The following is a 20,192-nucleotide window of genomic DNA, read 5'->3' on the forward strand; positions in this document are numbered from 1 at the left end:
CGATGCCGCATTCCCTGTTACAGGACACGGAGGACTCCACATGATCGACAGGCGCACCTTCGGCAAGGTCGTCGGTTTGGCCACCGGCGCGACCGTCGCCTCGCTGGCGGGCTTACCGGCGTCCCCGGCCGCCTCCGCCGCCCCGCGCGGGGCGGCTCCGACGTTGCCGGCGATCACGCCCGGCACGCACACGTCCTTCGCCTCGCTGAAGCAGGTCAAGGCCGGGCTGCTGGACGTCGGTTACGCCGAGGCCGGCCCGGCCCGCGGGCCCGTGGTCATCTGCCTGCACGGCTGGCCGTACGACATCCACAGCTTCGTCGACGTCGCTCCGCTGCTGGCGGCGCAGGGCTACCGGGTGATCGTGCCCTACCTGCGCGGTCACGGCACGACGCGGTTCCTGTCCGCCGAGACGTCCCGCAACGCCCAGCAGTCGGCGATCGCGCTCGACATCGTCGCCCTGATGGACGCCCTCAGGATCGACAAGGCCGTTCTCGCCGGCTTCGACTGGGGGTCGAGAACCGCCGACATCATCGCGGCCCTGTGGCCGCGGCGGTGCAAGGCCCTGGTGTCGGTGAGCGGCTACCTCATCACGAACCTCGAGGCCAACCTCGAGCCGCTGCCGCCGAAGGCCGAATACGCCTGGTGGTACCAGTACTACTTCGCCACCGAGCGGGGCCGCAAGGCCATGGAGAACGAGGACAAGCGCCACGACCTGACCCGGCTCGTCTGGGACACCGTCTCCCCTACATGGGACTTCGACGACGCCACCTTCGAGCGCACGGCCGCGGCCTTCGACAACCCCGACTACGCCGCCATCGTGATCCACAACTACCGCTGGCGGCTGAGCCTGGCCGACGGGGAGCGCCGTTACGACGGTCTGGAGAGGCGGCTCGCCGACCGGCCGGTCATCGCGGTGCCGACCATCACCCTGGACGCCGAGCGCGACCCCTTCACGGCGTCGCCGGGCGACGGCTCGTCGTACCGCGACAAGTTCACCGGCCCCTACGAACACCGCACTCTTAAGGGCATCGGCCACAACCTGCCGCAGGAAGCGCCCACGGCCTTCGCCCAGGCCGTCGTCGACGTGGACCACCTCTGACGAACGCGACAACGGCCCCCCGCCTGAGATCAAGCGACAGCCTGCCGGATGTGATCCGGCAGGCTGTCGCTGCTTTCATGCCCCTCAGGGTGCCGTCAGACGGTCTGCGTCCGCGCGGCGGCCGGGTGATCCCGAGGGTCGTCAGTGCCGCGCCGGGGCGCAGGAGTAGCTGCGCGCGTCGGCCGGGTCGCCGTGGCCGACGTAACGGGAGACGGACGGATACCGGCACAGCTCACGCGTCACCGTCTTGCCGGAGGAGTCCGTGACGGAGGCGCTCAGCGTCTGCGGGGCCCTGCCCTGTTCGACCCAGGCCGTCAGCGCGCCGAGGGCGTCGGTGGGCTTCGGACCGGTGCTCGTGTCGCCGGCGCAGTGGGCGACGCCCGGCGCCAGGAACAACCGGTAGAAGTCGTCGGCCCGCCGCGCGCCTCCCATGGCCAGCTCCACCCGCCTGCGGTAGTCCACGGTGCCCTGGGCGGGAATCAGCTGGTCGGCCTGGCCGTGCCAGGTGAGCAGCTTGCCGCCGGACCTGCGGAACGCGGACAGGTCGGGGGCGTCGGTGCCGATGATCGTGTCGTACTCGGCCTGGGACTGCGCGAACAGCTCGGCGAACTCGGCGTACGTGATCGTCGAGAGGTCGTAGGAGGGCCGACGCTTCAGGAACTTGGAGACCCACGTGGCCGGCACGGGGAACGGCGCGCCCACGCGGGTGCCGTCCGCGTCGATGCGGGTGCCGGCGAGGTCGAAGCCGGCTCCGATCGGGATGCCGGCCCACAACTTCTCACCGGACGGGGTACGCGGGCCGTCCCAGATCTTGCGTACGACGGCGGCGTCGGCCGCGGTGATGGTCTCCTGCTCGCCGTCGCATTCGACGCTCTCGCCGATGAGTTTCCGCGGGTCGAAGGTGCACGTGGCGGGGTCGCCGATCAGCCCGTCGGGCGCGCCGTCGAGCGGGTCGCAGGCCTTGACGGCAGCCTTGTTGAAAGCGTCGAACTCACAAGGAGAGGGGAAGGTGTTCTCCTCGTTCATCACCACCTGCGGCCACAGGGTCGCGACCTCGAATTCGTCCCAGTTGATCGCCGGAGCGGCGGCCAGGATGCCGTCGAAGTCGTCAGGGTGGCGCTGGGCCTCCATGTAGCCCTGGCGGCCGCCGGTCGAGCAGCCGTTCCAGTATGCGTAGGAGACGGGCCTGCCGTAGACCTCGTCGACGACCTGCCTGCCCACGACCGCCATCTCGTGCTGGGACCGGTCGGCGAAGTTGTTCAGCAGCTCGGTGTCGACCTCGCCGTCGCCGTTCAGGGCCCAGCCTGTGTCCAGGTACGTGCCGACGCCGGCGTCGGTGGTCGCGGCGGCGTAGCCGCTTTTGATCGCACCGGCCAGGCCCGCGCCGTAGTCGCCGGCGGCGAAGGCGCTGCCGCCCAGCGCCTGGAAACGGCCGGTCCAGCCCGTCTCAGGCAGCCAGACCCGCACCTTGGCGTGGTCGCCGACGCCCGGATGGGTGAGCGTGACCGTGACATCGCAGTAGGCCGGCACATCCGGGATCTCGGCCACGTCGGTCAGCGGCGGCACCGGAGGGATGGTCACAGTGCCTCCCTCCCGTCTCACCGTCGTCACGGACTCCACCGCGGCGCCTACCGGGGCCTTCACCGAGACGGACGAGCACGTGAACGGGACGGTGGCGGACCTCGCGGCGCCGGCCGAAGCCGCCGCCGGCAGGCACGCCACCGCCACTCCGGCCGCGAAAATGATCAAAAGGCGTTTCATGACGTTCCTCTCACTGAAGTGCTGGGTCGTCAGCCGTTGGGATGCGTCTCACTGTCGTTCGCGGCCGGCACCCGGCACATCAGTCAGTTGACCGTCAGCAGCCGCGAGCCGCTCGGGCGCACCTCGGCACACACCGGGGCTCAGGTCCGCGGGCCGCATACGGGGACATCCACGCACGGCCAGGTAGCGCCGTGACCAGCGCCGTCGTGCTGCCGGACGACGGTCCGGCCGGCATCTCGTGACTGACCGTCAAGTGACCGATGTGGCCGCGTCCTTCCCGGACGACAGTGATGACGCCGGATTCACCACCTTCGTCGGAAGCTTCCTGAAAGGGGAATCTCGTGGTCAGCAGCAAGGGTGTACGCAGCCGGGGGCTGATGGTGGGCACCCAGCGCTACATGGCCAAGCGCGCCCACGCGCACTCCGTCGAAGTACGCGCCTCTCATTCCGTCGCCGTCTCCCAGCCCAAGACCGTGGCCGGCGTCATCGAGAAGGCCGCACGCGCCACACGATAGCCCGCAACGTGAAAGAAAGATCACGACCATGGACATGAAGCTCGAAGTCGTCGTCCTGCCTGTATCCGACGTCGACCGCGCCAGGGACTTCTACACCCGGCAGCTGGGTTTCCGCCTCGACGCGGACTTCCCCATCGTCGACGGCTACCGGATCATTCAGGTCACTCCCCCCGGTTCGGCCTGCTCGATCATCTTCGGCGACGGCCTCACCGACGCCCGACCCGGCACGATCCAGGGACTGCACCTGATCGTGTCCGACATCGAGCAGGCCCACGAGGAACTGACCGGCCGCGGCGTCGACGTCACCGGCCCGTTCCACGACGCGACCGGCGCCTTCCATCAGGCCGGCGAGACCGGCCGCGTCATGGGCCTGCACCCGCAGCGTGCCAGCTACGGCTCCTTCGCCTCGTTCGCCGACCCCGACGGGAACCGCTGGTTCCTGCAGGAGATCACCGAACGACTGCCCGGCCGCTGACCGACGGCATCCCGGGGCCGGTCACATCACGGAGAGGCTCGTGTCACATCAACGCGAACGTTAATCCTCTAAGTGCTACGTTAGTGAGACAGTTCTCTGAATATCGACCGCAGAGGAACCATCCATGGTCAAGACATGGCTCATCACCGGAGCATCACGCGGCATCGGACGCCGCCTCACCGAAGCCGTACTCGAAGCAGGCGACCAGGTCGTCGCCACCGCGCGCAGCCCCAGGCACCTCGACGACCTGGTGACCCGCCACGGCGACCGCGTGCGAGCGGTCGCACTGGACGTCACCGACGCCGCCGCGGCGTCCCGGGCGGTCAAGGCGGCCACCGACGCCTTCGGCAGCCTCGACGTGGTCGTCAACAACGCCGGCTACGGCAACAGCGCGCCGATCGAAGAGATGGCCGAAGACGACTTCCGCGCTCAGATCGAGACCAACCTCTTCGGCGTCGTGAACGTAACGCGGGCCGCCCTGCCCGTCCTGCGTACCCAGCGGTCAGGAGTCTTCGTGCAGTTCTCCTCCATCGGAGGACGCGTCGGCGGCACCCCCGGGATGGGCGCCTATCAGACCGCGAAGTTCGCCGTCGAAGGCTTCTCCGAAGTCCTCGCCAGCGAAGTCGCGCCCTTCGGCATCAAGGTCATCATTGTCGAGCCGGGCGCCTTCCGCACCGACTGGCAAGGCTCCTCCATGGAGATCCACCCCGTCGGGCCCGACTACGAGCAGACCGTGGGCGCCATCCACCGCTACCGGCGCGACACCGACGGCACGCAGCCCGGCGACCCGGCCCGCGCGGCAAGGATCATCATCGACGTCGTCCGCGACGACGACCCACCCCGGCGACTCCTCCTCGGCAGCGACGCCGTCGCCTCCGCCCGGAAAGCCGCCGAGATCCGAGCCGCGGAAACCGAGAAATGGGCCGACGTGAGCCGCTCGGCCGACTACCCCACCGATGAACGCTAGTCAGGAGCCCCGCCGAACGCCGGAACCCGACGGCGGCGGGGTGATCCGGAACTATGCCCGCGAAACCTGGCTGTAGCGCTAGAGCGCCTTGACCGAGGACATCACCTTGTTGATGTCGTGCCAGCGCTTCTTCTGGCTGTCGGGGATCGTGACGAACACGACGGCGGGCTTCTTCTCCGGCACGTCCACGAGGGCCAGCGCCGCGGCGGAGACCCGCTTCCTGCCCTTGAGCGTGTAGTGCACCGTGTAGCCGAGCAGCCAGCCCTTCCGCTTGCCCGCCTTGATGGGCTGCGAGGCGGTCCAGGTGATCGTCGCGCCCGACGGGTGGTGGTTGAGCGTCCATCGGGCGGCCAGGAAGGCGGTGTCGCGCAGCGTCTTCTGCTTGGGGATCGGCACGGGGCAGGAGACCAGCATCCCGCGGTACGACGCGCCCTTGGCCTTGGGCAGCAGCTGGCGGGAGGCGAACGGCGCGGGCGTGGCCAGCGCCCACGTCTTGGTGAAGCGGGGCAGGGCGACGCCGGAGCGCCGGTCCTTGATCAGACCGTGGGTGGCGGCCGCCCGGCCGGGCAGGCCGCGGAGCCGGCGGCCGTCCTTCGGGAGGGCGGGCACGCGGGGGTCCTTGAGGGCCGCCGCCAGCGCGGGATCGACCGCGTCCGCACTGGCCGCCGGACTCGAGACGGCGCTCACGGCCGCGCTGGGCGTCGCACTCGTCCCGGTGCTGGACAGGGGGCTGAGACCGGGCGTGGCCACCGCGCCCGCGGCCGGTGCGGCGGCGCCCGACGCGAACGAGGCCGATGCGGCCGAGGGGACGGCGGCGGCCGCGGAGTGCCGCGACGCGGCGGTCGCGGTGGCGGAGTCGCCCCGGTTCAGCAGCACGACGGTCGCGCCCGCCCCCAGGACGACGACTCCCGCGGCGACCGCGATCGCCCGGTAGACCACCCGCATCGGCAGGTCCCCGAAGCCCTTGGACGAGCTCGCCGGTGGCGCCGCCACAGGGACCGTGATCTTCGGTAGCGGAGTGGTCTCGGCCTCGGCCGCTATATAAGAGGGAACGGCCTTCGTCCCATAGTCCCCAGGTGACACGATCGGGAGCGTACGGCATATCCCGTTATTTCGGGTGCCTTCCCCATCACACTTCGGGAACGCCGACCCGCAGCCACGGCGCGTCGGCCACGACCGTCGCGGAGCCCGGCTCGATCTCCGTGAATCCGGCGTCCCTGACCACCGGCAGCCCACTCGCCGCCAGCGCGTCCCACCGGGCCGGGCCGGCCGTCCTGACGCGTACGGCGAAGCCGCGCTCGCGCCAGGCGGCCCTGTCCGCCTCGCCCGCGCCCCACCAGGCGAACTGGGCGCCGTGGCCCGCCTGGGCCATCGCCTTGCCCGCCGTCATCTCCAGCCGTGGGTTGATCCAGAGCACCACGTCGTCGGGGCCCGCCTCCGGTGGGGCGGCGTCGTCGGAGAGATCCGTACCCGACACCTGGAGCCGGGCGAGGTCACGCGGCCAGTCGTCGAGCGGCACGGGAGGATGCACCCGCACCTCGGCGGTGCGCACGGTGACGGTGATGCCGGGCAGGGCGAGCGCCCGCCGCCATTCGGCGCCGCGTGCCCGCCTGACCACCTTCCTGATCCGGCCGTCCTGCCACTCGGCGACCTCGTCGAGCCACTCGCCTCCGTCCTCGGCACGGTTCCCGGCACGATCGAGGAGGCTCACCACGGCCGTCGCCGCCGCCTCCAGCGCGTCGGTGCGCTGCGGCGGCGCGGCCCGTTCGATGCGTACGACCAGGGGAAGAACGCGTTCGGTCACCCGACAAGGATCGCAGCTTCGCGGCGATCCCGGACACGCGTGACGATACGGGACGACATGAGCGCGGCGAACAGGCACAGCACGCCCGCGCCATACCATGCCAGGTCGTAGTTCCCCAGGTGGTCGCGGGTGACCCCGGCCACGGTGGCGACGACGGCCGCGCCGACCTGGTGGGAGGCGAAGACCCAGCCGAACACCACCGCGCCGTCCGCGCCGAAGATCCTGCGGCACAGCGCGACGGTCGGCGGCACGGTGGCCACCCAGTCGAGGCCGTAGAAGACGATGAAGACCAGCATGCTCGGCTCGGTCGTGGCGGCGAACAACTGCGGCAGGACCAGCAGCGACAGCCCGCGCAGCCCGTAGTAGACGACGAGCAGGAGCCGCGGGTCCACCCGGTCGCTCAGCCAGCCGGAGAAGACGGTGCCGGCGATGTCGAAGACCCCGATCACGGCGAGCAGCGAGGCGGCGACGGTCTCGGGCATGCCGTGGTCGTGGGCGGCCGGGATGAAGTGGGTGCCGACCAGGCCGTTCGTGCTCGCCCCGCAGATGGCGAAGCCGACGGCGAGATACCAGAAGTGCCGGGTGCGGGCGGCGTCCCGCAGCACGCGGACGGCCCGCGCGGCGGCGCCCTTGGCCGGCGTGCGCACGACCGGCTCGGTCGCGCCCAGCGCGGTCAGGCCGATCTCCTCGGGGGTGTCCCTGAGCAGGAACCACACGAGGGGTACGACGGCGAGCGCGGCTCCCGCCACGGTGACCGAGGCCCACCGCCAGCCCTGCATCTCGGCCAGGTGCGCGAGCACCGGCAGGAAGATCAGCTGCCCGGTCGCGCCACCGGCCGTCAGGACGCCGGTGACCAGGCCCCGGTGCCGTACGAACCAGCGGTCGGTCAGCGTGGCGGCGAAGACGAGCGCCATCGAGCCGGTGCCGAGCCCGACCAGGACGCCCCACAGCGCGACGAGCTGCCAGCTCGCGGTCATGAACACGGTCAGGCCGCTGCCGACCGCCACCAGCAGCAGGGCGCAGGCGACGACGCGGCGCATGCCGAAGCGGTCCATGAGCGCCGCCGCGAACGGCGCGCACAGCCCGTAGAGCATGAGGTTCACCGAGACCGCGAGCGAGATCGTGCCCCTCGTCCAGCCGAACTCGTCCTCCAGCGGCGTGATCAGCACGCCCGGCGTGGCGCGGAACCCGGCCGCCCCGATGATCGCGACGAAGGCGACGGCGGCGACGATCCACGCACGATGCAGCGACTTCATGGCGAGCATCCTCTGTTGTGCCCGCCTTCGGGGACAGTGGCCGGGAGGTCAACATGTGAAAGAATCGGGCCATGCACCGCGTCGCCGTACTGGCCTTGGACGACTTCTCCACACTCGATCTGGGCATCCCCGGGCAGGTGTTCTGGGCCGCCCGCGATCCCGGCCCGCTGTACGAGGTCGTCACCTGCACCCCGGAAGGCCGCCCGGTGCGCGGCCCGGCGGGCTACAGCGTCGTCCCCGATCACGACCTGAGCGTGCTCGCGACGGCCGACACGGTGGTCGTGCCGGGCATCCACAGCGGGACGCCGCTGGAGAACGGCACGCTCGGCGAAGAGGTGCGCGCGGCGCTGTGGGGCGTCGCGGGGCGCGCCCGGCTCATCTCGATCTGCACCGGGGCCTTCGTGCTGGCCGCCGCGGGACTGCTCGACGGGCGTCCGGCGACCACTCACTGGCGCAACGCCGCGGACTTCCGTGCGCTGTTCCCCCGCGTACGGCTCGATCCCGACGTGCTGTTCATCGACGACGGCGACGTGCTGACCTCGGCCGGCGTGGCGGCGGGCATCGATCTGTGCCTGCACGTCATCCGGCGCGACCACGGCAGCGAGGTGGCCAACCGCACCGCCCGCCGCTGCGTCACCCCGCCGTTCCGCGAGGGCGGGCAGGCCCAGTACATCGAGCGGCCGCTGCCCGATCCCGCCGGGACCACCACCGCGCCCACCCGATCGTGGATGCTCGAACATCTGGAGGAGCCGGTCAACCTGGCCGCCCTGGCAGCGCACGCCCGCATGAGCGTGCGGACGTTCACCCGCAGGTTCCGCGAGGAGACCGGCCTCAGCCCGGCCAGGTGGCTCGCCGGGCAGCGGATCGCGCACGCCCGGCATCTGCTGGAGACCACCGACCTGCCGGTCGACGCGATCGCCAGGAAGGCCGGGTTCGGCAGCGCGGTCTCGCTGCGTCAGCACCTCCACGCCGCCGTCGGGGTGTCCCCCCTGATCTACCGGCAGACGTTCCGCACTCCCGCCGTTCTCGGCTGATCGGCGTCAACGGCTCATCGGCGTCAGCGGCGGTCGCCCGCGGCGGGGCCGCGCCAGGCGTACGGGTTGCCCGACCGGCGTCCGGGCCGGCGGAGCTCCGGGGAGTTCGCGGGCTGCTGCTTGCGTGCCCGCCGCCTGCGCGTGAACAGCCAGCCGAGGCCGAGCAGGATCATCCCGATCGGCGTGCGGGCCAGCCAGCGGGTGACGACGAGCTGCAGGATCCTCTTCATGACATCCGCCACTACCCGGCACGGATGTGATCATGTGCCCGCCGTTCAGGATGCCAGCTGCGGATACAGGCCGGCCACGTCGCCGGACAGCTTGGCCCGCACCCGGCGGCTCGTGTCGTCGGCGACCACCTCGAACCTCCCCTGCTCGATCCCCTGCAGGGCCTGGGCGGCGACCTCCGCCGGGTCGATCTTCGGGCCGTCGACGTGGGCGGCCATGTCGGTGTCCATGTATCCGACGTGCAGCGCGGTGACGAGCGTGCCCTGCTCCTTCAGTTCGAGGCGGAGGCCGTTGGTGAGCTGCAGCTCGGCGGCCTTGGCCGCGGAGTAGCCGGCCACCTGTGGGGCGGTGAACCACGACAGCACCGACAGCACGTTGAGGATCGCGCCGCCCCCGTTGCGGCCCAGGACCGGGGCGAACTCACGAGCCATGGCGAGCGTGCCGAAGTAGTGCGTCTCCATCTCCAGGCGGATGTCATCGAGCGCGCCGGCGAGGAACGACGAGCCCGTGGAGATCCCGGCATTGTTGATCAGGAGGTCCACGTCGCGGGCACGCTCGGCGGCGGCCCGGACGGACGCGGGGTCGGTGATGTCCAGGGCGAGCGGCACCACGCCCGGCAGGTCGACCGTCTCCGGCCTGCGTGCCGCCGCGTACACCTTGGCGGCGCCACGGTCCAGCAGCGCGGCCGCGAAACACCGTCCCAGCCCGCGGTTCGCGCCCGTGACCAGCGCGACCGATCCATCGATCCTCATTGTGGCCTCCATCCCTCGACGGCTTCTCGTCCACGATAGGGACCTGACTTTAAAGTTGCAAGTTAGCTTCCCCGGGCTAGCCTGGATCCCACCGGCGACGAGCGAGCGAGGCGCGCGATGACGACCACCGAACTCTCCGACTCGATGACGTGCTCCATCGAGCGGGCGGTGACCCTCCTCGGAGAGCGGTGGACGCCGCTGATACTGCGGGAGCTGCACACGGGAGTCGTCCGCTTCGCCGACATGCAGCAGCGCCTGGGGATCGCCACGAATCTGCTGACCACCCGGCTGGCGACGCTCGCCAATGCGGGCGTCGTCGAGAAGCGGCCCTACCGCGACACCGGGGCCCGCACCCGGTACGAGTACCACCTGACCGATTCTGGCCGTGACGCCCTCGTGATCCTCGGAGCGCTGCAGCAGTGGGGGGACCGCCACGTGCCCCGGCTCGCGGGACCGACGGTCGAACGCCGCGATCGGCGGACCGGGGCGCGGCTGGACGTGTCCTTCACCGACCCCGAGGGGCACGCCGTCCCGCTGGACGCGGTCGCCTTCGTACGCACCGGCCACTGACGGCCGGGACGCCGGCGGCGTAGCGGTGGAGTCGCCGCGTGGGTAGCCCGGGCCTCTCGGGAAAGGACGTCGCGACTATCGACGATGAGTAGGCGGGACCTCGAAGCCGAACGCTTCACTCAGCGCGTGGACGTCCTCGCGGTCCTTTTCTGCCGGGCTGTAGGCCGTCTTGAACGCGAACATCCACTGCGGGGCGACGCAGTCCACGGCATGGCCGTTGATCCTGCCCTGTCCGGTGAGCGAACCGTAGGGATACGCGATCCCGTACACGTTCCGCCCTGAGTCGTCGTACTCGAACACGTGCACGTCGACGCTGCGGCCCCGGTCGTCGGTCAGGACGTAGTTCCATGCAGTGTCACAGCCGTCGCGCCTCTTCGCGTACCCCAGGCCCTTCATGTGTTCGACGAACTCTTCTTCGTCCTTGCGCTCAAGCGCCAGATCGAGGTCGGGGTGCTCTCTCGTCTGCCTTCCCAGCAGGGCGTCGACGCACCAGCCGCCGTCGATCCAGATCTTCACTCCGCGTTCGGCGAGATATGCGTAGATGCCGGTGACCGTTTCACCGTCCATCAGAACGCCGAGAGCCGCCCTCCGGATGGAGGACGGCTCTCGGGATGGTTCATTCATGGTGGAGCTATGGGGATTCGAACCCCAGACCCCTTCCATGCCATGGAAGTGCGCTACCAGCTGCGCTATAGCCCCTTGCCACGCCGCGTCGGCGGTGCCTCGCCAGTGTATAGGACTTCCGCGGCGTGGGTGTAACCGAGAAGACCTCAGCAGGCGCAGGCGGCTCCCGCGGGCGCGGTGAGCGGGTCGGCCGGCCGGGTGCGCACTCCGGAGGGCTCCACGACCGGGAAGCCCTCACGCACCCAGTATTCGAACCCGCCGATCATCTCCTTGACCCGGTAGCCCAGCCGGGCGAACTCCAGCGCCGCGCGGGTCGCGCCGTTGCAGCCCGGCCCCCAGCAGTACGTGACCACGGTCACGTCATGGGGGATCAGCGCGGCCGCCCTGGCGGCGATCTCCGCCGTGGGCAGGTGGACGGCCCCCTCGATGTGGCCCTGCCGCCAGCTCTCCGCGCTGCGGGAGTCGACCACCACGATTGCCGGCTCCCCCGAGAGCAGGTCGGCGCGTACGTCGGACACGTCGGTCTCGAGGGCCAGGCGGGCGGAGAAATGGGCGACGGCGGCGGCCGGCTCTGCGGCGGGCGTGTGCGTAACGGCGGACATGCCGACCAGCGTGCCCGGCCGCCTTGCCGCGCCAGAAGAGGCATGAACGCCCGATATCGCTAATATCCCGCCATGCTCGCGCTCTCCGACCGGAGCCGGACCATGTCGGTGCTGGCCTTCGACGGCATGAGCCCCTTCGAACTGGGCTGCGTCGTCGAGGTCTTCGGGCTGCCCCGCCCGGAGCTGGACGTCCCGTGGTACGAGCTGGCCGTGTGCGCGGAAAGGCCCGGCCCGCTGCGGGCGGTCGGCGGGTTCACGATCGAGGCGGCGCACGGGCTGGACGTCTTCGCCGGGGCGCGCACCGTGATCGTGCCCGGCGTCCCGGACGTGAGAGCGGAGATCTCCCCCGCGCTCACGGCCGCCCTGCGCCGAGCGCATGACGGCGGGGCCCGGATCGTGTCGATCTGCTCGGGCGCCTTCGCCCTCGCCGCCGCCGGGCTGCTCGACGGGCGGGCCGCGACGACCCACTGGAGATATGCCGCGCTGCTGCAGCGGCGCTTTCCCGAGGTCCGGGTGGATCCCGGGGTGCTGTACGTGGACGAGGGCGACGTGCTGACCAGCGCGGGCAGCGCGGCGGGCCTCGACCTGCTCGTCCATCTGGTGCGGCGCGACCACGGGCCGAGCGTGGCCAACGCGGTGGCCCGCAGGCTGGTCGTGCCGCCGCACCGCGAGGGCGGGCAGGCGCAGTTCGTCGAGGCGCCGGTCGCGGAGGTGCGGGACGACGACCCGGTGGGCCGGGCGATGGACTGGGTGCTCGCCGATCTCACCCGGCCGGTCACGGTGGCCGCGCTGGCCCGGGTCGCCGGGATGTCGGAGCGGGGCTTCATCCGGCACTTCGGGCGCCGCACCGGGACGAGCCCCCTGCGGTGGGTGATCGTGCAGCGGATCGCGGCCAGCCTGCCGCTCCTGGAGACGACGGCGGCTCCGATAGAGGAGATCGCAGCCGCCGTCGGGTTCGAGAGCCCGGTGACGTTCCGCCACCATTTCGGCCGCTCGATGCGTACGTCGCCTTCGGCGTACCGCAAGGCGTTCCGGCATTAGGGGATCGCCAGTGAGAACCAGACGGTCTTGCCTCCGGCGACCCGGCTGGTCCCCCAGTGCTCGGCGAGCTGGCTGACCAGGTAGAGCCCCCTGCCGTCCTCGTCGAGCAGGCCGGGCTCGCGCACCATCGGCAGCCGGTGGTCGTCGTCGCTGACCTCGCACAGCAGGTGGTCGGTGCGCAGCAGCCTGATGGTGATGGGCCGCTGGGTGTGGCGCACGGCGTTGGTGACGAGCTCTCCTGCGAGCAGCTCGGCCACCGGGATCATCGCCGTGAGGCCCCACGAGCCGAGCGTGCGGCGGACCAGACCGCGTACGCGTGACGGCGTCGTCGGCTGGGGCTCCAGCAACCACTGGGCGACGTGCTCACTGGGGATGCCGCGGAACCGGATGGCCAGCACGGTGACGTCGTCGGTCCTCCCGGCGGACAGCACGTCGTCGCTCAGCGCCTCGATCGAGATGCCGTTCGCGAGCCTGCGGCGCAGCGACTCCACGCTCAGCCCGATGTCCTGCCCGCGCTCCTCCACGAGCCCGTCGGTGTAGAGGACGAGCATGCTGCCGTCCTCCGCCGCGATCTCCATCGTCTCGAACGGCGTGCGGCCCAGCCCGATCGGCGGGCACCGGGGCGGCGACAGGACCTCCGCCTTGCCGTCCGGTCCCAGCAGGATCGGCGGCAGGTGCCCGGCGCTCGCGATCGTGCACCTGCGCAGCACCGGGTCGTACACGCAGTAGACGCAGGTGGTGAGCGTCTGCGCGGCCAGCCGCTGGGCCATCTCGTCGAGCGAGTGGAGCACCTGCTCGGCCGGCAGGTCGAGCGAGGCCAGGGTCTGCACGGCCGTGCGGAGCTGGCCCATCACGGCCGCGGCGGCCAGCCCGTGTCCCATCACGTCGCCGACGACCAGGGCCACCCTGCTGCCCGGCAGCGGGATGACGTCGTACCAGTCACCGCCCACCCGTTCCGCGGCGGGCTTGTAGCGGTAGGCGATCTCCAGCCCGGGCAGGGCGGGTGGGTCGCCCGGCCGCATCCCGCGCTGGAGGGTCTCCAGGGTCTCGTCCTGCTGGCGGTCCCGCCGCCCGTGGTAGATCGTGAGCGCGACGGGCACGGCGAGCTGTCCCGCGGCGAGCACGTGGGCCTCCCCGAAGGGCGGCCGCCGGGCGTCGCGCGCCAGCAGCGCGCAGCCGACGTGCGTGCCGTACGCCCTGAGGGGCACGGCGAGCAGGTGCCCGTCGAGCAGGGCCGCCTCACGGATCCCGTCGCCGGCCCAGCGCGGCGGCAGCCGTCCGTCGGGATCGACCCGGTGCCAGACGGCGCCGTCCACGTAGACCGCGGCGGCGTCGGCCAGCTTCGGCACCACCGCCTCGCAGAGGACCCTCGTCGCCTCCTCCGGGCCCGGGCTCTCGCCCATGGCCCGGACGACCCCGCTGACGTGACTCAGCACAGAGAACGGTTCCCCGTCTCCTGACACGGGTGTGGCCGCTCAGAATTGGTCACGCCGGCAGTTGACGAAGAGCTGGATTTCCGGCGGCGCCTGCGTGGTCGCCGGAGCGTACGAAAGGTGATTCTCCGACAGCACGCTGAACCCGGCGGCTTCGATGACCTCGCGCAACTCGTCGCGCAGATATCCGGTCACCCGCACCGGAGCGCCGAGAAACTGGAAAGGCACGTCGTCGAGGTCGATTTCCACCATGCTCAGCGAGAACAGGGCGCCGGGGGCCAGCACGGCGTGGATGGCGCGGAGCGCCTGCTCGATTTCGGCCCGCGGCAGCATGAGCAGGCTGAAGAAGGCCGTCACGGCGTCGAACACGCCGAGCGAGTCGTCGAGGTCGAGCACATCGCGTTCGAGGAACGTCCCGATCGGCACGTTCTTACGCGCCAGGTCCAGCATGACCGGGGAGATGTCGATGCCGGTCACCTCGCAGCCGGCCTCGGCGAACTGCTGTGCCGTGGGCGAACCCGTGCCGCAGCCGACGTCGAGGACGCGCGACCCCGGCTTGAGCTGCTTGATCATCCATTCACCGGCGGCCACCTGGCCTTCCTTGTGCGGAAACGCCTCGTCGTACCGGCCGCCGATGCGGTTGAACGCCTCGGCCTGGATGGCCCGGTACTCCTGACGCGGATTGTCCGGTCCTGATTCGATTGTCATGGTCGCCGCCGTTAATGATCAGCCGTCTTTTGCCTTCTTCTAGATAGGGGACCACACCCGAACAAGTCAAGACATTGCGCGGTTAAATGGGCATTTCGGCCATCAATTGTGTCAAAGATCGTTGTCAACTTCACCAGGTTGGCATACTGATATACCAGATACCACACCGGGAGGTTCACATGATCGACGAGGTCCGCGAGGCGCTGCGCGGCGTGGTCGCCGTCACGGTCACCCCGTTCGACGACGGCGGCCGGATCGACGAGCCGGCACTCGCGGCCGTCGTCGAGCGGCTGACGAAAAGCGGAGTGCGCGCGCTCACCCCCAACGGCAACACCGGGGAGTTCTACTCGCTGGACGACGACGAGCTGTCCCGGGCCGTCGCAGTCACCCGGAGTGCCGCGCCGGACGCCGTCGTGATCGCGGGCGTGGGCCACGAGGTGCGCCGGGCCGTACGGCTGGCCGGGGACGCCGCCCGGCAGGGCTGCCAGGCCGTCATGGTCCACCAGCCGGTGCACCCCTACCAGTCGGAGGCCGGCTGGACGGCCTACCACCGGGAGATCGCCCAGGCGGTGCCCGACCTCGGCGTGGTCTGCTACGTGCGCTCCCCCGCCGTGACCGAGCGCGCCCTGCGGGACCTGCTGCGCGAGTGCCCCAACGTGGTGGGGATCAAGTACGCGGTGCCCGACCCGGTGGCCATGGCCGTCCTCGCCGCCGCCGTCGAGGGGCCGGTCTGGCTGTGCGGGCTCGCCGAGACCTGGGCGCCGTTCTTCTGGCCGGGCGGCGCGGAGGGCTTCACCTCCGGGCTGGCGGCGATCGCCCCCGAGCTGTCGCTCGAGCTGCACGCCCTGCTCCGGGCGGGCGACCGGACGGGCGCCGCGAAGGTGTGGCGGCTGCTCAAGCCCGTCGAGGATCTGCGCGCCGCGAACGGCGGCGAGCACAACGTCTCGGTGGTCAAGGAGGCGCTCGCGCAACTCGGCGTGTGCGGCAGGGCCGTACGCCCGCCGATGACCGAACTGACCGGCCCCGCCCGGCAGAGGGTTTCGGACATTCTGCGTACGCTCGCCTGAGCCCGTCTCTAGGCGAGGCGGGCGACGGAGCGCTCGATGTGGCGGCGGGTCAGCCGCTCGGCGAGCGCGGCGTCGCCCGCCTCGACGGCGGCGAGGACCGCCTCGTGCTCCTCGTGCTCCTCGGGCCACGTGGGCCGGTCCCGCCACAGCACGGTGACGCTGCCGAGCGCGGCGAGGTCCTGCACAGTGTCGAGCTGGGCGACCACCAGTTCGTTGCCGCACCGGGCGTAGAGCTCACGATGGAAACGCCGGTTGGCCAGGCTGAGGGCCGCCGTGTCGGTGCCCGCGAGCAGCGCCCGCGCCTCGGCGAGGGCCGCCCGCGCGCCGTCCGCCGCGGGTCCGGAGGCCGCCGTCCGGCCGATCGCCCACGGTTCGAGCAGCAGCCTGACCTCGTACGCCTTCCGGAGGTCGGCGCGGCCCACCACGCGCACCGTCACCCCCCGGTTGGGGCCGATCACGACCAGCCCGGTGGCGGCCAGTCCGATGAGCGCCTCCCTGACGGGCGTCTTGGAGACGCCGAGCCGCTCGGCCAGGCGGCGCTCCACCAGCGTCTCCCCCTGCGCGAGGCGCCCGGACAGGATCGCGGTGCGGATCGCGTCGGCGACCAGGTCGGTGCGGGTGGTCGATCTGGCCACCGGACTCAGCACGTGCTCAGCGGTCATGCGTACCGGTATACCAATCCCGATCAGTCGACGTCCGGCTCGGGCGCCCCGCCGGATCCCCGCATGAAGTCGAGGTCGCATCCCTCGTCGGCCTGGAGGATGTGCGCCTCGTGCAGCGCGCCGTACCCTCGGGTGTAGCGCGGGGGCGGCGGCGTCCAGGAGCGCCGCCTGCGGTCGAGTTCCTCGTCCGGAACCTCCAGCGTGAGGCGCCGCGCCTCGACGTCCAGCGTGATCGGGTCGCCGTCCCGCACGAGTGCCAGCGGCCCGCCGACGTGCGACTCCGGGGCGACGTGCAGCACGCAGGCGCCGTAGCTGGTGCCGCTCATCCGCGCGTCGGAGATCCGCACCATGTCGCGCACGCCCTGCTTCAGCAGCCGCTCGGGGATCGGCAGCATGCCGTGCTCGGGCATGCCGGGGCCGCCCTTCGGCCCGGCGCCGCGCAGCACCAGCACGCTGCCGGGCGTGACGTCCACCTCGTCGATGCGGCGCAGCAGGTCCTGGTGTCCCTCGAACACCACGGCGGGCCCGGTGTGCCGCAACAGCCGCGGCTCCGCGGCCACATGCTTGATCACGGCACCGCCCGGCGCGAGGTTGCCGCGCAGCACGGCCAGCCCGCCCTCCGGCGACACGGGGTCGTCCCTGCGCCTGATGATCGTGTCGTCGTACGGCTCCCGCGTCGCGAGGCCGTGCCCGTGCACGCGTCCGTACACGGTGGGCCGGTCGAGGTGGAGCAGGTCCGCGATCCTGTGCAGCAGCGCGGGGACGCCGCCCGCCCGGTGGAAGTCCTCCATCAGGAACGCTCCGCCCGGCCGCACGTCCGCGAGGACGGGCACCCGGCGGGAGGCGGCGTCGAAGTCGTCGAGCGTGAGGTGCACCCCGCTGCGGCGGGCCATCGCGATCAGATGGATCACCGCGTTGGTCGAGCCGCCCAGGGCCAGCACGGCGGTCACCGCGTCGCGGTAGGCCCTCGCGTCCAGCACCTGCGACGGCCGGGGACCGTGCCAGGCCAGGTCCACCGCGAGGCGACCGCTCGCGGCGGCCATCCGGGTGTGCGCCGACAGCACGGCCGGGATCGAGGCGGCGCCCGGCAGCGTGAGCCCGAGCACCTCGGCCACCGAGGTCATCGTGGACGCCGTGCCCATCGTCATGCAGTGGCCGGGCGAGCGGGCGATGCCCTCCTCGATCTCCGCCCACTGCTCGTCGCCGAGCCGCCCTGCCCGTCGTTCTGCCCAGTATCTCCACATGTCGCTGCCGCTGCCGAGTCGCTGCCCGCGCCAGTCACCGGGCAGCATCGGCCCGCACGGCACGAAGACGACCGGCAGGTCGGCGCTGATCGCGCCCATGACGAGCGCCGGGGTGGTCTTGTCGCACCCGCCCATGAGCACGGCCGCGTCGACGGGATAGGAGCGGAGCACCTCCTCGGTCTCCATCGCGAGCAGATTCCGATAGAGCATGGCCGTCGGCTTCTGGAACGTCTCCCCCACCGCCATGACCGGCAGCTCCACGGGGTAGCCCCCGGCCTGCCAGACGCCGCGCCGGACGTCCTCGGCCCGCTCACGCAGATGCGTGTGACAGGGGTTGAGCTGGCTCCAGGTGTTGAGGATGCCGACGACGGGCTTGCCGAGGTGCTCCTCCGCCGCGATGCCGAGCTGCCTGGTGCGCGCCCGGTGGCTGAACGACCTGAGGCTGTCGGTGCCGTACCAGCGATGGCTGCGCAGCTCTTCCGCTCTCATCCGCTCGAACGTATGCCAGCGGATCCTGGTATATCAAGATATCTTCTTCCCTTTCGGCGGAAAGATCCCTAGCGTGGGCCGCCGTGACGATGCACACGGGCACGCTCCGCCCGCGCGGCGGGGAGCAGCGGGTCACGTTCACCGAGCTGTTCTTCGACCTCGTGTACGTGTTCGCGGTCACGCAGCTCTCCCATCTGCTGCTCGGCCACCTGTCGTGGCGCGGCACGGCGCAGACCCTGTTGCTGCTGCTCGCCGTCTGGTGGGCGTGGATCTACACCGCCTGGCACACGAACTGGTTCGACCCCGACCGCCCCTCGGTGCGGATCGTGCTGGTCGCCGTCATGCTGGCGAGCCTGGTCATGTCGGCGGCCCTCCCCCGGGCCTTCGGCGAGCACGGCCTGATGTTCGCCGCGGCGTACGTGGCCGTCCAGGTCGTCCGTACGGCGTGCTCGGTGGCCGCCGCGCCGCGGGGCCCGCTGCGGCGCAACCTGGCGCGCGTGCTCGCCTGGGCGATGCTGTCGGGGGCGTTCTGGATCGCGGGCGGCCTGGCGCACGGCCTGTCCAGGGAACTGCTCTGGGCGGCGGCGGTGGGCGCCGACCTGCTGGCGCCATGGGTCGGATTCGTCACGCCGGGCCTCGGCAGGTCGGCGACCACGGACTGGTCGATCGACGGCGCCCACCTGGCCGAGCGCTGCCAGCTCTTCCTGATCATCGCGTTCGGCGAGTCGATCCTGGTCACCGGGGCGACATTCGCCGCGCACCCGTCGCCCGCAGCCGGCGCGGCCCTTCTCACCGCGTTCGGCGCGAGCGTCGGCCTGTGGTGGACCTACTTCGGCAGCAGCGCCGAGGCGGGCAGCCGGGTGATCGCCGCGGCGAAGGACCCGGGGCGGCTCGCCCGCTCGGCCTACACCTTCCTCCACCTGCCGATGGTCGCCGGCGTCGTCGTGTCGGCCGTGGCCGACGAACTCGTGATCCACCACCCGGGCGGCCACACCGCGCCCGGGACGGCGATCGCCGTGCTGGGCGGCCCCGCGCTTTTCCTCACCGGGCACGCGCTGTTCAAGCGGGCGGTCTGGGGACGCGTCCCGAGGGCGCATCTCGCGGGGGTGCTCGTCCTCGCCGCCCTCGGGGCCCTCACGCCGCTGGTGCCGCCCCTGGCGCTCGCGGCCTGCGCCACCGCGACCGTGGCGGGCGTCGCCGCCCGCACGGCCGTCGCCCGCCGGGGGAAGCCGCAGGAGGGCTAGATGTGCTCCATGACGATGACCGCGGTCGTGTCTGGCTCTAGGGCCTCGAAGACGTGGGGGGCGTCGCCGGGGTAGGCGATGTAGTCGCCCGGCCCGAGCTCGACCGGCTCCTCCGCGGGCCCGGCCAGGGCGCGGCCGGTGCCGATCAGGAGGTGCTCGACGGTGCCGGCCATGTGCGGGTCGGAGGTGCGCGGCCGGCCCGGCTGGGCCGAGATCCGGTACAGGTCGCGCCGCGCGTTCGGCGGGCACGAGGCCAGCAGGGTGGCTGAGTAGCTGGCCTGCTCGGAGTACGTCGCGGGCCCCTCCCCTGCCCGGATCACCCGTACGGCCGGCCGGGGTGGGTCCACCAGGCGGCTGAACGGCACGCCGAGCGCGACCCCGAGCGCCCACAGCGTCTCCACGCTCGGGTTGCCGACGCCCGACTCCAGCTGGGAGAGGGTGGACTTGGCGATGCCCGCGCGCTTGGCCAGCTCGGTCAGCGACAGGCCGGCACGCTCGCGCTCTTTGCGGATCGACGCCGCGATGAGCGTGATCAGGTCGAAGGACGGCCTCTCAGCCACGTGTTCGCTCCACACTTCCGTTTGTTCGACTTGACGAACCCCATCATCGTTGTTCAC

General features: G+C 71.5%; 22 protein-coding genes and 1 tRNA gene. 9 read left to right on the forward strand and 14 right to left on the reverse strand.

The genetic code is table 11. From position 1 onward, the window contains the following. Positions 1–40 precede the first annotated feature (40 nt). Positions 41–1,099 (forward strand): alpha/beta fold hydrolase, encoded by a 1,059-nt coding sequence (locus HHX35_RS33370; protein WP_182902639.1) that lies wholly within the window; start codon positions 41–43, stop codon positions 1,097–1,099. Positions 1,100–1,240: 141 nt separating this feature from the next. Here HHX35_RS33370 and HHX35_RS33375 read toward each other — a convergent pair whose 3' ends face one another. Then, on the reverse strand, positions 1,241–2,680 hold the full coding sequence (locus HHX35_RS33375; RefSeq protein ID WP_220506195.1) for a tannase/feruloyl esterase family alpha/beta hydrolase: 1,440 nt from the start codon (positions 2,678–2,680) through the stop codon (positions 1,241–1,243). A gap of 521 nt (positions 2,681–3,201) precedes the next feature. On the opposite strand from HHX35_RS33375, the gene HHX35_RS33380 reads away from it, so the two are divergent. The 3 genes from HHX35_RS33380 (at position 3,202) to HHX35_RS33390 (ending at position 4,817) form a co-directional block, all read left to right on the forward strand. Continuing rightward, complete coding sequence (locus tag HHX35_RS33380) at positions 3,202–3,375, forward strand: hypothetical protein (protein ID WP_220506196.1); 174 nt, start codon at positions 3,202–3,204, stop codon at positions 3,373–3,375. A gap of 28 nt (positions 3,376–3,403) precedes the next feature. Next, on the forward strand, positions 3,404–3,850 hold the full coding sequence (locus HHX35_RS33385) for a VOC family protein (protein ID WP_182902641.1): 447 nt from the start codon (positions 3,404–3,406) through the stop codon (positions 3,848–3,850). A 124-nt stretch (positions 3,851–3,974) separates the two neighbouring features. After that, on the forward strand, positions 3,975–4,817 hold the full coding sequence (locus tag HHX35_RS33390) for an oxidoreductase (protein ID WP_182902642.1): 843 nt from the start codon (positions 3,975–3,977) through the stop codon (positions 4,815–4,817). Positions 4,818–4,895: 78 nt separating this feature from the next. Here the strand turns inward: HHX35_RS33390 and HHX35_RS33395 are convergent, their stop codons facing one another. Genes HHX35_RS33395 through HHX35_RS33405 form a run of 3 tightly spaced genes read right to left on the reverse strand, consistent with a single transcriptional unit; the run spans position 4,896 to position 7,877 of the window. Continuing rightward, the gene (locus tag HHX35_RS33395; protein ID WP_182902643.1) at positions 4,896–5,900 is read right to left on the reverse strand and encodes a hypothetical protein; all 1,005 of its coding nucleotides are present in this window, start codon (positions 5,898–5,900) and stop codon (positions 4,896–4,898) included. A 46-nt stretch (positions 5,901–5,946) separates the two neighbouring features. After that, positions 5,947–6,621 (reverse strand): peptidyl-tRNA hydrolase, encoded by a 675-nt coding sequence (locus HHX35_RS33400; protein ID WP_310739479.1) that lies wholly within the window; start codon positions 6,619–6,621, stop codon positions 5,947–5,949. After that, on the reverse strand, positions 6,618–7,877 hold the full coding sequence (locus HHX35_RS33405) for an MFS transporter (RefSeq protein WP_220506197.1): 1,260 nt from the start codon (positions 7,875–7,877) through the stop codon (positions 6,618–6,620). Before HHX35_RS33405 ends, HHX35_RS33400 begins: the two co-directional genes overlap by 4 nt. Positions 7,878–7,948: 71 nt before the next feature. Here HHX35_RS33405 and HHX35_RS33410 point away from each other — a divergent pair, with 71 nt between their 5' ends. Next, the gene (locus HHX35_RS33410; protein WP_182902646.1) at positions 7,949–8,911 is read left to right on the forward strand and encodes a GlxA family transcriptional regulator; all 963 of its coding nucleotides are present in this window, start codon (positions 7,949–7,951) and stop codon (positions 8,909–8,911) included. Positions 8,912–8,934: 23 nt separating this feature from the next. On the opposite strand, the gene HHX35_RS33415 is transcribed toward HHX35_RS33410, so the two are convergent. Together HHX35_RS33415 and HHX35_RS33420 are read right to left on the reverse strand one after the other, a co-directional pair. Next, positions 8,935–9,141, reverse strand: a complete 207-nt coding sequence (locus HHX35_RS33415; protein WP_182902647.1) for a DUF6203 family protein — start codon at positions 9,139–9,141, stop codon at positions 8,935–8,937. Between the two features lie 45 nt (positions 9,142–9,186). Continuing rightward, the gene (locus HHX35_RS33420) at positions 9,187–9,891 is read right to left on the reverse strand and encodes an SDR family oxidoreductase (RefSeq protein ID WP_182902648.1); all 705 of its coding nucleotides are present in this window, start codon (positions 9,889–9,891) and stop codon (positions 9,187–9,189) included. Positions 9,892–10,008: 117 nt separating this feature from the next. On the opposite strand from HHX35_RS33420, the gene HHX35_RS33425 reads away from it, so the two are divergent. Continuing rightward, positions 10,009–10,461 (forward strand): helix-turn-helix domain-containing protein, encoded by a 453-nt coding sequence (locus tag HHX35_RS33425; RefSeq protein WP_182902649.1) that lies wholly within the window; start codon positions 10,009–10,011, stop codon positions 10,459–10,461. A 75-nt stretch (positions 10,462–10,536) separates the two neighbouring features. Here the strand turns inward: HHX35_RS33425 and HHX35_RS33430 are convergent, their stop codons facing one another. The 3 genes from HHX35_RS33430 to HHX35_RS33440 all read right to left on the reverse strand — a co-directional run bounded on the left by HHX35_RS33430 (position 10,537) and on the right by HHX35_RS33440 (position 11,687). Beyond that, positions 10,537–11,085 carry a nucleotidyltransferase domain-containing protein gene (locus tag HHX35_RS33430; RefSeq protein ID WP_220506198.1) on the reverse strand — a complete coding sequence of 183 codons (549 nt, stop codon included), beginning with the start codon at positions 11,083–11,085 and terminating at the stop codon, positions 10,537–10,539. Next, positions 11,085–11,160: transfer RNA gene (locus tag HHX35_RS33435), tRNA-Ala, on the reverse strand. The genes HHX35_RS33430 and HHX35_RS33435 overlap by 1 nt, the downstream gene beginning before the upstream one ends. Before the next feature lie 71 nt (positions 11,161–11,231). Then, positions 11,232–11,687: a rhodanese-like domain-containing protein gene (locus HHX35_RS33440; protein WP_182902650.1), complete on the reverse strand. Its 456-nt coding sequence runs from the start codon at positions 11,685–11,687 to the stop codon at positions 11,232–11,234. A 72-nt stretch (positions 11,688–11,759) separates the two neighbouring features. Between HHX35_RS33440 and ftrA the strand changes: the two genes are divergently transcribed. After that, the gene (gene ftrA, locus HHX35_RS33445) at positions 11,760–12,728 is read left to right on the forward strand and encodes a transcriptional regulator FtrA (RefSeq protein WP_182902651.1); all 969 of its coding nucleotides are present in this window, start codon (positions 11,760–11,762) and stop codon (positions 12,726–12,728) included. On the opposite strand, the gene HHX35_RS33450 is transcribed toward ftrA, so the two are convergent. Together HHX35_RS33450 and HHX35_RS33455 are read right to left on the reverse strand one after the other, a co-directional pair. Beyond that, positions 12,725–14,164: an ATP-binding SpoIIE family protein phosphatase gene (locus HHX35_RS33450; protein WP_182902652.1), complete on the reverse strand. Its 1,440-nt coding sequence runs from the start codon at positions 14,162–14,164 to the stop codon at positions 12,725–12,727. The genes ftrA and HHX35_RS33450 overlap by 4 nt on opposite strands. A 39-nt stretch (positions 14,165–14,203) precedes the next feature. Next, positions 14,204–14,869 (reverse strand): class I SAM-dependent methyltransferase, encoded by a 666-nt coding sequence (locus HHX35_RS33455; protein WP_182902653.1) that lies wholly within the window; start codon positions 14,867–14,869, stop codon positions 14,204–14,206. 179 nt (positions 14,870–15,048) lie between these two features. Here HHX35_RS33455 and HHX35_RS33460 point away from each other — a divergent pair, with 179 nt between their 5' ends. Continuing rightward, positions 15,049–15,936, forward strand: a complete 888-nt coding sequence (locus HHX35_RS33460) for a dihydrodipicolinate synthase family protein (protein ID WP_182902654.1) — start codon at positions 15,049–15,051, stop codon at positions 15,934–15,936. 8 nt (positions 15,937–15,944) lie between these two features. Here the strand turns inward: HHX35_RS33460 and HHX35_RS33465 are convergent, their stop codons facing one another. Both HHX35_RS33465 and HHX35_RS33470 read right to left on the reverse strand, forming a co-directional pair. Next, complete coding sequence (locus HHX35_RS33465; protein WP_182902655.1) at positions 15,945–16,598, reverse strand: GntR family transcriptional regulator; 654 nt, start codon at positions 16,596–16,598, stop codon at positions 15,945–15,947. A gap of 23 nt (positions 16,599–16,621) precedes the next feature. Beyond that, positions 16,622–18,331, reverse strand: a complete 1,710-nt coding sequence (locus HHX35_RS33470; protein WP_182902656.1) for an IlvD/Edd family dehydratase — start codon at positions 18,329–18,331, stop codon at positions 16,622–16,624. A gap of 89 nt (positions 18,332–18,420) precedes the next feature. Between HHX35_RS33470 and HHX35_RS33475 the strand changes: the two genes are divergently transcribed. After that, on the forward strand, positions 18,421–19,575 hold the full coding sequence (locus HHX35_RS33475; RefSeq protein WP_182902701.1) for a low temperature requirement protein A: 1,155 nt from the start codon (positions 18,421–18,423) through the stop codon (positions 19,573–19,575). On the opposite strand, the gene HHX35_RS33480 is transcribed toward HHX35_RS33475, so the two are convergent. Beyond that, entirely contained in the window at positions 19,572–20,135 is a 564-nt protein-coding gene (locus tag HHX35_RS33480) for an XRE family transcriptional regulator (protein WP_310739480.1), read from the reverse strand. The genes HHX35_RS33475 and HHX35_RS33480 overlap by 4 nt on opposite strands. Positions 20,136–20,192 lie beyond the last annotated feature (57 nt).

This window comes from Microbispora sp. H10830 (genome assembly GCF_014161375.1).
GTDB classification, from domain to species: Bacteria; Actinomycetota; Actinomycetes; order Streptosporangiales; family Streptosporangiaceae; genus Microbispora; species Microbispora catharanthi.